This window comes from Senimuribacter intestinalis, assembly GCF_943192965.1.
Classification (GTDB): domain Bacteria; phylum Bacillota; class Clostridia; order Peptostreptococcales; family Anaerovoracaceae; genus Senimuribacter; species Senimuribacter intestinalis.
Window position 1 is genome coordinate 187,999 of sequence record NZ_CALPCF010000002.1, and the last position, 14,373, is coordinate 202,371.

Annotated in this window: 10 protein-coding genes and 1 other RNA gene; 10 read left to right on the plus strand and 1 reads right to left on the minus strand. The window is 46.5% G+C overall.

Features of this window, described 5'->3' with window-relative positions; translation table 11 throughout:
* Positions 1-11: 11 nt before the first annotated feature.
* The 8 genes from NFR88_RS02925 to recR all read left to right on the plus strand — a co-directional run bounded on the left by NFR88_RS02925 (position 12) and on the right by recR (position 9,901).
* The gene (locus NFR88_RS02925) at positions 12-2,225 is read left to right on the plus strand and encodes an ATP-dependent helicase (protein WP_251613419.1); all 2,214 of its coding nucleotides are present in this window, start codon (positions 12-14) and stop codon (positions 2,223-2,225) included.
* Between the two features lie 14 nt (positions 2,226-2,239).
* Positions 2,240-4,213 (plus strand): NAD-dependent DNA ligase LigA, encoded by a 1,974-nt coding sequence (gene ligA, locus NFR88_RS02930; RefSeq protein ID WP_251613421.1) that lies wholly within the window; start codon positions 2,240-2,242, stop codon positions 4,211-4,213.
* Positions 4,206-5,312 (plus strand): AIR synthase family protein, encoded by a 1,107-nt coding sequence (locus NFR88_RS02935; protein ID WP_251613423.1) that lies wholly within the window; start codon positions 4,206-4,208, stop codon positions 5,310-5,312. Before ligA ends, NFR88_RS02935 begins: the two co-directional genes overlap by 8 nt.
* A 278-nt stretch (positions 5,313-5,590) precedes the next feature.
* Complete coding sequence (locus NFR88_RS02940) at positions 5,591-6,475, plus strand: MBL fold metallo-hydrolase (protein WP_251613425.1); 885 nt, start codon at positions 5,591-5,593, stop codon at positions 6,473-6,475.
* An 88-nt stretch (positions 6,476-6,563) separates the two neighbouring features.
* Positions 6,564-6,775, plus strand: an RNA gene (ffs, locus tag NFR88_RS02945) — signal recognition particle sRNA large type.
* 503 nt (positions 6,776-7,278) lie between these two features.
* A complete protein-coding gene (dnaX, locus tag NFR88_RS02950; protein ID WP_251613427.1) occupies positions 7,279-8,916 on the plus strand; it encodes a DNA polymerase III subunit gamma/tau in 1,638 nt (545 codons plus the stop codon).
* 26 nt (positions 8,917-8,942) lie between these two features.
* A complete protein-coding gene (locus tag NFR88_RS02955) occupies positions 8,943-9,302 on the plus strand; it encodes a YbaB/EbfC family nucleoid-associated protein (protein ID WP_160202032.1) in 360 nt (119 codons plus the stop codon).
* Positions 9,302-9,901 carry a recombination mediator RecR gene (recR, locus tag NFR88_RS02960; protein ID WP_160202033.1) on the plus strand — a complete coding sequence of 200 codons (600 nt, stop codon included), beginning with the start codon at positions 9,302-9,304 and terminating at the stop codon, positions 9,899-9,901. The genes NFR88_RS02955 and recR overlap by 1 nt, the downstream gene beginning before the upstream one ends.
* Positions 9,902-10,013: 112 nt before the next feature.
* Here recR and NFR88_RS02965 read toward each other — a convergent pair whose 3' ends face one another.
* The gene (locus NFR88_RS02965; protein ID WP_160202034.1) at positions 10,014-10,211 is read right to left on the minus strand and encodes a DUF2508 family protein; all 198 of its coding nucleotides are present in this window, start codon (positions 10,209-10,211) and stop codon (positions 10,014-10,016) included.
* 94 nt (positions 10,212-10,305) lie between these two features.
* Here NFR88_RS02965 and NFR88_RS02970 point away from each other — a divergent pair, with 94 nt between their 5' ends.
* Both NFR88_RS02970 and nifJ read left to right on the plus strand, forming a co-directional pair.
* Complete coding sequence (locus NFR88_RS02970; RefSeq protein WP_251613429.1) at positions 10,306-10,566, plus strand: pro-sigmaK processing inhibitor BofA family protein; 261 nt, start codon at positions 10,306-10,308, stop codon at positions 10,564-10,566.
* 165 nt (positions 10,567-10,731) lie between these two features.
* A complete protein-coding gene (gene nifJ, locus NFR88_RS02975; protein WP_160202036.1) occupies positions 10,732-14,259 on the plus strand; it encodes a pyruvate:ferredoxin (flavodoxin) oxidoreductase in 3,528 nt (1,175 codons plus the stop codon).
* The last annotated feature ends 114 nt before the right edge of the window (positions 14,260-14,373 follow it).

The following is a 14,373-nucleotide window of genomic DNA, read 5'->3' on the forward strand; positions in this document are numbered from 1 at the left end:
AGTTTACATAGATGAGTTTAGACAGATTGAACGACAAACAGAGACAGGCAGCTATGATGATCGAAGGACCGCTGCTCATTCTGGCTGGCGCCGGATCCGGCAAGACCAGCACCATGACAGAGCGTATCGCTTATATGATAGAGCAGGGGATATCCCCTTATCACCTTCTGGCTGTAACCTTTACCAATAAGGCGGCAGCTGAGATGAGGAGCAGAGTAGAGGATTTAGTAGGCAGCTGCAGGGACATGTGGATCATGACATTCCATTCTATGTGTCTTCGGATTTTGCGGTATCACTGTGAGATCATCGGCTATGATCATAACTTTGTCATCTATGACAGCACAGATCAGAAAACTATCGTCAAGAATATCATCAAGGCACAGAATATCAACGATAAGGAGTTCGGTGCGCCGTATCTTCTCAGCATTATCAGTTCTTTTAAGGAAAAAGCTGTGGACGCAGAGGGTTACCGAAAGACCATGGAGGATAACTTCAAGACGAAGATTATTTATAACGTGTTTAAGGCATACGAGGAGGAACTTAGGAAGAACAACGCCATGGACTTTGACGACCTGCTCTTAAACACAGTCAGACTTTTTGAAGCGGACGAGGCGATTTTGCTCAAGTATCAGAATCGGTTTCGTTATATCATGGTAGATGAATATCAGGATACGAACCATATTCAGTATAAGCTGATAAAGATGCTTGCTGAGGCCCATCACAATCTTTGCGTAGTAGGTGATGACGACCAGTGCATCTATCAGTGGAGAGGTGCGGATATCAGGAATATTTTAGATTTTGAAAAGGACTTTCCTGAGGCAAAGGTGGTCAAGCTGGAGCAGAACTATCGCTCCGTAGGCAACATTTTGGCGGCAGCCCATTCAGTTATCGAAAACAACCACGGCAGAAAAGGTAAGAAGCTGTGGACCGAAAAGGAAGCTGGCGATAAGATCAAATATTACCGCGCCGACACGGAAAAGGACGAGGCGCGTTTTGTGGCGCAGCAGATCGACCTGATGAAAACCAGAGAGCGGAAGTTCAGTGATTTTGCCATTCTTTACAGGACCAACGCTCAGTCCAGACATTTTGAAGAGGCACTGACTGCAAGAGACATCCCATACAGAGTACTGTCGGGGCTGCGTTACTACGACAGAAAAGAAATCAAGGATGTGATGGCATACATGCGCCTTGTAGTAAATCCGTACGACGACCTTTCCTTTAAGCGAGTAGTCAACGAGCCGAAGCGGGGCATGGGAGATAAGTCAGTGGAAAAGGTTGAGGCATTTGCCAAGGTCAGAGGGGAAAGTCTGCTGCAGGCTTTGTCTGATGAAGAGGTGCTTTCCACCCTTCCGGGAAAAGCGTACGCCGGCGTCAAGGCGATGGTAGAATGTATCAACCTTTGCAGAGCCGAGAGGGAGAACCTTAGGGTGTCTGACATTTATGACAACCTCCTTGTAAAAACCGGATACATGAAAGCCCTGGAAGATGCAAATACTGTAGAGGCAGAGGGACGTATCGAAAACTTGATGGAATTTAAATCGGTTATTTACGATTACGAAGATGAAGCCGAGAATCCGACCATCGAAGAGTTTATGGAGAAGATCACTCTGATGGCAGAAGTCGACAACCACGATGAGAGTCAGGATGCGGTAGTGCTCATGACCATGCACAGCGCAAAGGGATTGGAATTTCCGGTCGTATTTTTGCCGGGACTTGAGGACGGTCTTTTTCCGGGGCACAAAGCCTTTGATACGCCGACAGGTATGGAGGAGGAACGCAGGCTTTGCTATGTAGGCATGACCCGTGCAAAGGAAACACTAATCCTGTGCAGCGCAGCTATGCGAACACTCTACGGACGGACGGACTATACCAGAGAGTCCCAGTTTTTGCGGGAAGTTGATAAGAGACTCCTTGAGGGAGACGCTGTGTATGTCAGAAAGTCAAGAGATAGCGGTCTAGGTGTATCCACCGGATCTATCGACGGTTATGCAGCAAAGGAAAGCCCGAAACCTTACGATGCGCTGCGCTTTGCAAAAGCAGCCACCCGTGCCAATGTAAGCGCTGCGGCAGGCGGTGAAGATTTTGCTATCGGAGACAGAGTGCGCCATGCTAAATTTGGAGAGGGACTCGTCATCGATCAGGATGACAAGACGATGACTGTTATTTTCGATGCTGCTGGACAGAAAAAAATGGCGAAGGGTATCGCTCCGCTAAAGAAAATTTAGGAGATAAAATGACCATGGAAGACAAAAAGTCTTTAATGAAAGAGAAAATAGAGATTTTGAATAGAGCCAGCAAGGCGTACTATCAGGATGCTGAGGAGATGATGTCCAACTTTGAGTACGATAAGCTTTACGATGAGTTGGCAGCTTTAGAGGCGGAAACCGGCATGATTCTGGCAGGCAGTCCTACGCAGAATGTGGGATATGAAGTGCTTTCGGATCTGCCGAAGGAGCGGCATCCGGAGAGAATGTTGTCGCTGGATAAGACAAAGGACAGACAGGCGCTGGCAGAATGGCTTGCAGGACAGAAGGGGCTTTTATCTTGGAAACTGGATGGACTTACCATTGTACTGACTTACGAGGAAGGAAAGCTGGTTAAGGCGCTGACTCGGGGAAACGGGGATGTTGGCGAAGTGATTACAAACAACGCCCGCGTCTTTGCCAATGTGCCTGTGGAAATTCCGCATAAAGGCAGACTGGTTCTGCGTGGAGAAGCAGTAATCAAGTACAGCGATTTTGAGAAGATCAATGCTTCTATCGGGGATGCCGATGCTAAATATAAAAATCCGAGAAACTTGTGCAGCGGCTCTGTACGTCAGCTGAATAATCGCATTACCGCTGAGCGAAACGTCAATTTCTTCGCTTTTAGTCTGGTGGAAGCTGCAGGCGTAGATTTTGCGGGCAGCCGGCAAAAGCAGATGATGTGGCTTTGTGACCAGGGCTTTGATGTTGTGGAATACAGGATGGTAGACGCAGAAAATGTGGTAGATGCCGTTGGATATTTTGAAGCAGCAGTGGCAGATAACGATCTGCCGTCGGACGGGCTGGTTCTGAGTCTGGATGACATCGATTACAGCCGCAGTCTGGGGACTACTGCAAAGTTTCCAAGGGATTCCATTGCATTTAAGTGGCAGGATCAGGTTGCGGAGACGACTTTAAAGGAGATCGAGTGGAGCGCATCAAGAACCGGTCTGATTAATCCGGTGGCAATCTTTGAACCGGTAGAACTGGAAGGAACCACAGTGAGCCGGGCATCGGTTCATAACATCAGCGTGATGCGGGATCTGAAACTGGGACTTGGCGATACCATTACAGTATACAAGGCAAACATGATTATTCCGCAGATTGCAGAGAATCTGACGGGAAGTAATGATATAGAAGTGCCGGAGAGTTGTCCGGTCTGCGGAGAGAAAACTACAGTGAAAAACGACAATGGCGTGGAAACCTTGTACTGCACCAACGAGGCATGTCTCGCAAAGCAGATTAAACGGTTTACATTGTTTGTTTCTCGCGACGCAATGAATATAGACGGTTTGTCAGAGGCGACCATCGAAAAACTGATTGCAAAAGGGCTGATTCGTGAGTTAGCGGACCTGTTTGCGCTGGAACAGTATCGGGAACAAATCACAGCAATGGAGGGTTTTGGAGAAAAATCCTTTGAGAATTTGGCATCATCCATAGAAAAAGCGAAGGATACGACGCCAGAACGGCTCCTTTACAGTTTGGGCATTCCGGGCATCGGTGTTGCCAATGCCAAGGTAATTGTCAAAGCCTGTGGTCGCAAGTGGGACAAAGCAGTGGCACTGACCCGTGAAGAACTGATTGAAATCGATGGAATCGGCGAAATTATGGCAGATGCCTATGTATCGTATTTTGACGATGACACGAAGCGAAAGGAAGCAGAAGATGTGCGTGCCATGGTGCGCCTCGATGAGACGGAAGAAGAAACGGCAGACTTTCTGGAAGGAAAGACATTTGTGATTACAGGTTCTTTGCAGCACTATGAGAATCGGGATGCACTGAAGGCAGAAATTCAGCGGGCTGGCGGCAAAGTAGCAGGCTCTGTCAGCGCAAAGACCGCATATCTGATTAATAATGATCTGCAGTCCACTTCCGGAAAAAACAAGAAAGCAAAGGAACTTGGTATTCCTATTATAGATGAAGAAACAATTAAGACTTGGATTGAAACAGGGGTGATAGAAGATGTGTAAGGAAGAAGAGTTGGCGAGGTCGGCTAAAAAAATGACGAGGTGTGCAGAGGCATCGCCGCTGGAAGCAGAGTTAGCATCTGGCGGAACGCAGGCCCTCGCTCCACTGAAAGTCGGCAAGTTGGACAGCGATGTACTGCAGGAAATTGTACTGGACAGGATTACCTACCGCAGACCTGAAGTGAAAACTCGTGCAGGTGTGGGAGAAGATTGTGCCGTTATCGACTTCGGATCATATGATTGTGTAATTTCCACTGATCCAATTACAGCAGCTGTTTCTGAAATTGGCCGGCTAGCTATTCATATTTCCTGCAACGATATTGCCAGCAACGGTATAGAGCCTCTTGGCATTACCCTGGCAGTCATGCTGCCTGTGGGAACAACCATTGAAGATGTAGCAACGATCATGGAGCAGGCGGGAGAAGCGGCAGAAGCTTCCGGTGTTGAGATTATCGGCGGTCATACCGAAGTGACGCCGGCGGTGAATCAGCCGGTTATCGTCTCTACTGCTTTTGGTCGGGCAGTTGCAGGCAGCTGCCAGTCAGCGGGCGATATGCGCCCGGGCGATTATGTGCTTCTGACAAAATGGGCGGGGCTTGAGGGCACTGGCATTATTGCAGGCGATTTTGAAGCAGAACTGGCAGATGTGCTGACAAAATCCGAGCTAATACATGCAAAATCGCTATTAGACGATGTAAGCGTCGTGAAAGAGGGCACTGCTGCCGGAAAGATTGGAACTGGCGGTATGCACGATGTAACTGAGGGCGGCATTCTGGGAGCAGTCTGGGAGATGTGTCATATCGCAGACCTTGGTGTAGAGCTTTGGGAAGAAGCCATTCCGGTGCAGCCGGTTACAAGAAAAATCGCAGACCACTTTGGAATCAATCCGCTGCGGCTGATTTCCAGCGGCTGTATGATGATCATTGCAGCGCCGGAGAAGAAGGAGGCGCTGCTGGAGGCGATTACAGCGGTAGGTGTGCCGGTTTGCTGTATTGGGCGGATTTGCGCCAAGGAGGCAGGGCTTGTGCTGATTGGAGCAGACGGTGAGCGGTCTGAAATCACGCCGCCAGAGCCGGATGAGTTGTATAAGGTGGTAAAATAGCAAAGCTTTTAACCTATAACGATAAAATCGCGAGAAAATGTATAAGGAAATCGGCAAATCTTAACCGAAAATGAAAAAAATAGGGAAAAGTGTATAAGAAAGATTGTGTAGCAGTGTGGATTTTGTAAAAATTGTTTAAATGCAGGGTTGATTTAGAGGATTTTAAGAGTTGAATGCAGGGACTTTGCGCAAACTTGAGAGATTTTTATACATTTTTTCTTGAAAATCAAATTATAGGTTAAGTTTTCTCTGCTGATAAGCGAGGAAAGGGGATCAAGATGTACGAGTTGATACAGATAGGTGAACGGACTTATTACATAGAGTGCCCTGCAAAAATGGGACTCTTCAGGATTAATCAAGAAGAGGTTTGTCTCATTGACAGCGGCAATGATAAGGATGCCGCCAAAAAAGCCCTGCGCATCATCGAGGGACAGGGCTGGAAGCTGAAGATGGTGATCAATACCCACTTTCATGCAGATCACATTGGTGGAAATCAACTGCTACAGCAGCGGACCGGCTGCACCGTGTGCAGCCGTGGCAGCGACCGCGCCTTCGTGGCGCGGCCGCTGCTGGAGCCGGCGTTTCTCTTCGGCTCCTGTCCGCCGCACGAACTGCAGAACAAATTTTTGATGGCAAAGGAAAGTGTGGTTACAGAACTGACAGAGGAACTGCTTCCAGAAGGTTTATCTATGATAGAACTTCCTGGTCATTCCGATGCGCAGTTTGGACTTAGAACCTGCGATGATGTAGTCTTTCTGGCAGATTGTCTTGTAGGCCAGGAAACTTTGGATAAATACCGAATTTCTTATATATTTGATATGGGAAGATATCTGGAGACATTGGAAATGGTCAAAGGGATCTCTGCCAAAGTCTTTGTGCCAGCCCACGGCGCAGCCTGTGAGGATATCGTACCTCTTGCCCAGGTAAATATTGATAACGCTATGGAAATCATGGACGACATTCTGAATCTTTGCTCCAACAAGGCGTTGATTTTCGATGATATCATGGCGGCCCTCTTTGAGAAATATAACCTTTGTTTTGATTTGGGGCAGTATGTACTCAACGGAACTACAGTGAAGGCCATGCTGACCTATCTCCATGAGGCAGAGAAGATGGAGATTGTAATAGAAGGCAATTATATAAAATGGAAGTCTGTTTTTTAACATGCTGCCTTTGTGCAAGTAGCACCTGGAACTGGTGAAACTTCTTAAACCCCTAAATACTATTTGACAATCCCGTCCAAAACCCATATAATAATATGTGCGACTAAAACGTACAAACTTTGTAGAGAAAACTGAATCATTGCCCTTTTATAGCTTCGCCTGGTATGGTTTGGGTCCTGCGCAATGGGATGCCGTGAACCTTGTCAGGTCCGGAAGGAAGCAGCAATAAGCGGAAGTTCTTATGTGCCGCAGATAAGCCTTCTCCAACGCCTGCGGAGCTATAAAAGGGCAATTTTTTTATAACATAGGAAATATCCACTGGTCGATATTTCCATATGTTTCGAGAAAAGCACTTTGTGAAGCGTCGCCGCGAGGCAGACGCCATGTGTGCATAGGAATTTATAATTCTGTCATGTGCACTTTTCTTATTCGGAAACAGCCAGAGCAGTGTGATGTGCATATATAATAAAAAAGTATCGAAAATATGCACGCCGGTGTGCATATTTTCGGCAAAATAGAAAAATTTATGCATATTTGCTCGGATAAAGGTTGAATTTTGTAGCGTATTTCGGTGTAATTCCTTGATTTTGGAAGGGGAATGTGCATATTTTCAGGTGTTTTTTGAGAAATATGCATAAGGGAGCGATAACTTGTACATATTTTAGGGATTTTTTTAAAAAATATGCACAACGAGCCGGAGAGCAGGCACGCTGCGCGGGGCACAACGAGCCGAGCCGAGTCAGGAAGCAGCAGGCACGCCTCCTACCACATTAAGCACCGTTAAAAACAAGGAGAGGAACTTCATGTACACAGCTTTATATAGGGCGCAGAGACCGGAGGTCTTTTCCGAGGTGATCGGGCAGGACCACATTGTCAGGATCTTAAAGAATCAGATTCAGACCGGAACGGTCAGTCACGCATATTTATTTTGCGGGACCAGAGGGACGGGTAAGACCACGACTGCGCGGATTTTAGCTAAGGCAGTTAATTGTCTTACAGAGGAAGAAAAACCCTGCGGTCACTGTGCAAACTGCATGGCGATCAAAGATGGAACTTTTATGGATGTCATTGAGATTGATGCGGCGTCCAACAATGGGGTAGATAATATCAGGGAACTCAGGGAAAGTGTAAAATATCCGCCGGCAGTGGGACGGAAAAAAGTCTACATTATAGACGAAGTTCATATGCTGTCAACAGGCGCTTTTAATGCACTGTTGAAGACTTTGGAGGAACCGCCGGAAAATGTAATCTTTATTCTTGCAACCACTGACCCGCAGAAACTGCCTCAGACGATTCTGTCAAGATGTATGCGTCTGGATTTTAAAAGAGTACCGGAAAAGGTGCTCATCGACCATATGGGTAGAATTTGCGCAGAGAAGGGAATCGAAATTACAGAGCGGGCGTTGCGACTTCTAGCAGCCAATGCAGATGGCTCTGTCCGTGATGGACTCAGCATCTTAGACCAGTGCCTGTCAGCAGGTGATCGTAAACTTGACAGAGACATTATTCTGGAATTTCTGGGAACGGTTTCCGAAGAATTCTTTATCAATCTGACAGACAAAGTTTCCCTTCATGACGTTGCAGGGGCGCTGGTGATTCTGGATGAAGCGCTGCAGGAAGGTAAGGATGTCAAACAGCTGATGAAAGACTGGATGAGTCACTACCGAAGCCTGTTGATTACAAAATACATTAAGAATGCAGAAGACATGTTGAACATGTCTACAGAAAATATAGAAAAGCTGCGGGATCAGAGCAGTCAAATCTCTCTGGATGAAATTAACAGCGGAATTGTTACTTTGTCACGAACTATCAATGACGCAAGATATTCCAGCCAGCCGAGGATACTGCTGGAGCTTGCCATCGTAACAATTGCTTCAGGTCTGACGGAGGCAGCGCCTATAGGCAAAAGTGTTCGTCAGGTGCAGCAGGCAAGCGTAAGACCGCAAGGGCAGCCACAGATGGCACAGCCAGCCCCAGTGGGAGCAGCAACAGCACCGCTGCAGCAGCCTCAGGCGGAACAGGTAGTAGCCTCAGCGCCAGTAGTTTTAGAAGAAAACGGTGCAGGCAATGCACTGCAGCAACAGCCGCAGACCGTGCAAATACCCAATTACGATTTGGATGAAATCTGGGAGCGCATTTTTGAAGAGGGCGAGGATATTAAGGGTAGCTTTAACCTGATTCGTACCGGTGCAGTACTGGCAGAGATAAATGACAGTCAGTTTAAGGTTATCGCACAAAACGCTTTCACCAAACAGTATGTAGAGAGTAATCAGCAGCAGATTTGTCAGCTGATGGAGAAGATTACGGGAAAGAACCTGAAACTGGTCTGCAAGACAGAGGAGCAGAATGAAGAAGTATCACCTCATAGACAGGAAGCGGAACAGCTGGCATCAGAAGTTCGCAGCAAACTGGATTTGGGTGTGGACATCACGATTAAATAAAGAGTAAACCATAGGAGGATAAAGACATGGGAAAAGGAATGAGAGCAGGAAAGAAACCGAAAGTTGGCGGAGGAGCAGGCAATATGCAGAAGCAGCTTGCGCAGATGCAGCAGATGCAGCGCCAGATGGAGCAGATGCAGGCAGAACTTGAAGAAAAGGAAATTACCACAACTTCTGGCGGTGGTGCAGTGAGCGTAACTGTAAACGGAAAGAAAGAAATTGTCAGTCTGAATCTGGATAAAGATATTGTAGATCCTGATGACGTGGAAATGCTGCAGGATTTAGTGATTGCCGCTGTCAACGAGGCAATGCGCCAGATTGACGAGATTTCTAATACTGAAATGAGCAAGCTGACCGGCGGGCTCAACATTCCGGGATTGATGTAATGAGACAGTATCCAAGACCATTAGGAAAACTGGTCAATGAACTGTCCAAATTGCCAGGAATCGGCGGAAAAACAGCACAGCGCCTTGCATTCCATATTCTGTCGTTGACAGATGGAGAGGCGCAGGGGCTGGCGCACTCTATTCTGGAGGCAAAACAGACGATGAAATATTGTTCTGTCTGCGGAAATCTGACCGATCAGGATCCGTGCAGCATTTGTACTGACCAAAACCGCAGACAGGATGTGATTTGCGTAGTGGAAAGTCCGAAAGACGTAATGGCGATGGAGCGTATCAAAGAATTCGACGGGCTTTATCACGTGCTTCATGGAGCAATCTCTCCTATGGATGGCATAGGACCTGAGGATATCAACTTGAAGCAGCTGATTGTAAGGCTGCAGAACAGTCAGGTCAAAGAACTGATTTTGGCAACAAATCCTAATATCGAAGGGGAAGCGACGGCTATGTATATTGCAAGGCTGATTAAACCCTCCGGAATCAAAGTCAGCAGAATTGCTAACGGTATACCTGTAGGCGGCGATTTAGAATATGCTGACGAAGTAACACTTTTGAAAGCTATGGAAGGGCGCAGAACATTATAAAGGGACAGATTTTTGGAATCTGTCTCTTTTTTGGATTATGAAGGTAAAGGGGCAAAAGGGGCAGACTGGTGCGGTGAGACTTCTGCACTGCGCAAAATTGCCGAGCCGACTGTCATCCCTGCACCCGCAGCCCTTCTTCCTTTGCAATCTGCATAAAATAGTTATATTTCTTTGTTGCCGCAAGAAGACTGTAAGCAGCACAGTCGATAGCGGCAGTATCGGTCAATTCATTGAAAAGGTTTGTCGCTGCTTCCATTTCGGAGCGGGCGATTTTGATACAGGACAAAATTTGGTTCTCTTTGTTTTTCAATGGAATCACATCCTTTGTAGTTATTTTATTCTATTTTATTCCACCTGCGCATATTTTATACAACGAGTACATTATTTTAGGCGGAGGATTTACTATGGGCACAGAACTGAGCGTATTTTTGACTTTTGGCGGTACGTTGATTTTAATCTTTTTATTGGGAAAAGCACTGCTTGTTCCAGTGAAAGTAATTTTGCGGCTGCTGGCGAACAGTCTGATAGGTGCTGTTTTAATTATTGTAATAAATTACATTGGAATGAATTTTGGAATTCTCATCCCAATTAACGTTGTTAATTCTTTAACAGTGGGCGTTTTAGGGGTTCCTGGCGTTGTCACGTTGCTTTTGTTATGCAATTAAATGTATATTTTGTGCATATTTATATGTATATTGTATTTTTAGTTGTACAATCTTGACAAAGTTACTTTTCTGTATTAAAGTAGATACATTACGATTTTTATTACAAAAAATTAGAGTTTAAAACTATTTTTTAGAAATGAGAAGAGAGAATGGGAGGAAAATCTTATGACTAAAAAAAGAATGAAAACTATGGACGGCAACACCGCAGCAGCGCAGGTTTCCTACGCTTTTACCGATGTGGCGGCTATTTACCCGATTACACCTTCATCGACAATGTCAGAGGTGGTAGATGAATGGGCAGCATATGGCAAGAAAAATATTTTTGGACAAACTGTCAGAGTTGCGGAAATGCAGTCTGAGGCGGGCGCTGCAGGAACAGTGCACGGCTCTCTTTCATCAGGCGCTTTGACGACTACATATACTTCGTCACAAGGGCTGCTTTTAATGATTCCAAATATGTACAAGATTGCAGGCGAAATGCTGCCGGCAGTATTTCATGTAGCAGCAAGAACTGTTTCCAGTCATGCCCTTTGTATCTTCGGCGATCATTCCGATGTTATGGCAGCAAGACAGACAGGCTTTGCAATGCTGGCTTCAAGTTCTGTGCAGGAGGTTATGGACCTGGGTGCTGTAGCGCACCTTGCGGCAATCAAAGGCAGTCTGCCTTTTGTACACTTCTTTGACGGTTTCAGAACTTCTCACGAGATTCAGAAAATCGAAACCATCGAGTACGATGAACTGCGAAAGTTAATCGATTTAGATGCAGTCGATAAGTTTAGAAAGAGAGCGCTCAACCCGGAACATCCGATGATTCGCGGTACTGCACAGAATCCGGATATCTTCTTTCAGGCAAGAGAAGCTTCCAACAAGTTCTATGATGAGCTGCCGGAAATCGTAGTAGAATACATGGATAAGATCGGCGAGGTAACCGGTCGCAAGTACAAGCCTTTTGACTATGTCGGTGCGCCTGACGCAGAGAACGTAATCGTGGCGATGGGATCTGTCTGCGAAACCATCGAAGAATCCATGGAAAAACTTCTTGCGGACGGTCACAAGGTTGGTCTGATTAAGGTTAGACTTTACCGTCCTTTCGTAAAGAAATATTTTATGGATGTTCTGCCAAAGACTGTTGAGCGAATTGCAGTGCTGGACAGAACCAAGGAACCGGGTGCCATCGGCGAACCTTTGTATCAGGATATTAAGACCATGCTTTACGGCGAAAAGTATGCGCCGGAAGTTTACGGCGGCAGATACGGTCTGGGCTCCAAGGATGTAACGCCGGGTATGATTCGTGCGGTCTTTGATAATCTGTATCACAAGCATCCGAAAGACCACTTTACCGTAGGTATCGAAGATGATGTAACCGGTCATTCCCTGGGATATACCGTGGGCATTTCCAGAGAGCCGGAAGGCACCATCAAATGCAAGTTCTGGGGTCTGGGCTCTGACGGTACAGTCGGCGCTAACAAGACAGCCATTAAGATTATCGGTGATAAGACTGACTTATATGCACAGGGATATTTTGCGTATGACTCCAAAAAATCTGGCGGCGTAACCATTTCTCATCTGCGTTTTGGTAAAAATCCGATTAAGTCGGCTTACGGCATTAACAGAGCGGATTTCGTTGCCTGTCATAACCAGGCATATCTGAGACAGTACGACATGCTGAAGGATCTGCAGAAGGGCGGCACCTTCCTGCTCAACAGTTTGTGGGCACCGGAGGAAATGGACGAACATTTGCCTGCAAGCGTAAAGCGCGCACTGGCAAAGAAAGAAATCAACTTCTATACCATCGACGCATGGAAAATTAGTGAAGCCATCGGTCTTGGCAGCAGAATCAACATGATCATGCAGGCAGCTTTCTTCAAACTGACGGAAGTAATTCCTGTAGATGATGCGATCAAATATCTGAAAGAAGGTATCGAAAAGACATACAAGAAAAAAGGTCAACAGGTCATCGAGATGAACTGGAAGGCTGTTGATGAAGGTATCAACGCAATTCAGAAGGTCGAGATTCCGGCAAGCTGGCTGGATGCAGAAGATCCGAAAGAAAAGGTTCTGGATTTGCCGGTATTCGTAGAAGAAGTGCTGATTCCGATGAATAAACAGGAAGGCGAAGATCTTCCGGTCAGCACCTTTATCAATCACCCGGATGGCTCTTTCCCTCTGGGCACCAGCAGATACGAAAAACGCGGCGTAGCTGTACATCTGCCGAAGTGGGATATGACAAAATGTATCCAGTGCAATCAGTGCTCCTTTGTCTGCCCGCACTCTGCAATCAGACCTGTGCTGCTCAATGATGAGGAACTGGCAGCAGCGCCAAAAGGTTTTGAGACCATCAAAGCGCAGGGCGCACAGCTTGACGGACTGCACTACAGGATGCAGCTTTCTGCTCTTGACTGTATGGGCTGCGGCAACTGCGCAGACATCTGTCCAGCAAAGGAAAAGGCACTTAAGATGGAAGCTTATGCCGATGTGGTTCACGAAGCAGACAACTGGGATTATGCTATGACCATCAAGAAAAAAGACCTGCCAGTTGAAAAGACCAGCGTAAAAGGCAGTCAGTTCTTCCAGCCTTACTTCGAGTTTTCCGGCGCATGTGCAGGCTGCGGTGAAACGCCTTATCTGAAGGTTATCACACAGCTCTTCGGCGACAGAATGATGATTGCCAATGCGACAGGCTGTTCCTCCATCTGGGGCGCATCTGCGCCGTCCATGCCATACTGCACGGATGAAAAGGGACACGGACCTGCGTGGGCAAACTCCCTGTTTGAAGATAATGCAGAATTTGGATACGGTATGGTTCTGGCAACCAAACAGATCCGCGACAAGATTGAAAGCAACATGAAAGCGCTTCTCGAGCTGGATATCGATGACGAAATGAAAGACGCTTTCAAAGACTGGTTAGAATACAAGGACCACGGCGAAGAATCTATTGCAGCCAGCCAGAAGGTTCTGGATGCAATAGAGAATATGAAGACTACCGACGAAGTGCTGAAACAGCTTTGTGACAGAATTTTAAGATACAAGGATTACCTCGTAAAGAAATCTATCTGGGCTATCGGCGGTGACGGCTGGGCTTACGATATCGGCTACGGCGGTCTGGATCACGTACTGGCTTCCGGCGAAAATATCAACGTACTGGTATTCGATACAGAGGTTTACTCCAACACTGGCGGTCAGGCATCCAAGGCGACACCGGCAGCAGCAATTGCAAAATTTGCAGCCTCTGGTAAAAGAATCAAGAAGAAAGACCTCGGCATGATGGCAATGTCCTACGGCTATGTATACGTAGCGCAGGTAGGCATGGGCGCTGACAAAGCCCAGTTCATGAAAGCAATCGCTGAAGCTGAAGCTTACGATGGACCATCTCTGATTATCGCTTATGCGCCTTGTATCAACCACGGCATCAAGAAAGGCATGGGCAAATCTCAGGAGAACATCAAGGACGCTGTAGAATCTGGCTACTGGCATCTCTACAGATACAATCCTGAGTTAAAGAAAAAGGGCAGAAATCCGTTTATTTTGGATTCCAAGGCGCCAAGCAAACCGTTCAAAGACTTTATCATGGGTCAGAACAGATATGCTTCTCTGGCAAAGGAATTTCCGCAGAAAGCAGATAAGCTCTTTGAAATGACAGAACAAGACGCTCGTGAAAAATACGAAAATTATAAGAAACTTTCCGAAGAATAATCCAAAACACCTTCTTTATAAAAAGCGGATTGATTGCAGGCAGAAGTGGGCAATCAGTCCGCTTTTGTAATGTACATCCGGAATAATATAGCTGGTTGAGTTTCATGTTGTTCA

Excerpts from the sequence above, each read along its gene's own strand:
- NFR88_RS02925 (WP_251613419.1), top strand. The coding sequence starts at position 12 with ATGAGTTTAGACAGATTGAACGACAAACAGAGACAGGCAGCTATGATG.
- ligA (WP_251613421.1), top strand. The coding sequence starts at position 2,240 with ATGGAAGACAAAAAGTCTTTAATGAAAGAGAAAATAGAGATTTTGAAT.
- NFR88_RS02935 (WP_251613423.1), top strand. The coding sequence starts at position 4,206 with ATGTGTAAGGAAGAAGAGTTGGCGAGGTCGGCTAAAAAAATGACGAGG.
- NFR88_RS02940 (WP_251613425.1), top strand. The coding sequence starts at position 5,591 with ATGTACGAGTTGATACAGATAGGTGAACGGACTTATTACATAGAGTGC.
- dnaX (WP_251613427.1), top strand. The coding sequence starts at position 7,279 with ATGTACACAGCTTTATATAGGGCGCAGAGACCGGAGGTCTTTTCCGAG.
- NFR88_RS02955 (WP_160202032.1), top strand. The coding sequence starts at position 8,943 with ATGGGAAAAGGAATGAGAGCAGGAAAGAAACCGAAAGTTGGCGGAGGA.
- recR (WP_160202033.1), top strand. The coding sequence starts at position 9,302 with ATGAGACAGTATCCAAGACCATTAGGAAAACTGGTCAATGAACTGTCC.
- NFR88_RS02970 (WP_251613429.1), top strand. The coding sequence starts at position 10,306 with ATGGGCACAGAACTGAGCGTATTTTTGACTTTTGGCGGTACGTTGATT.
- nifJ (WP_160202036.1), top strand. The coding sequence starts at position 10,732 with ATGACTAAAAAAAGAATGAAAACTATGGACGGCAACACCGCAGCAGCG.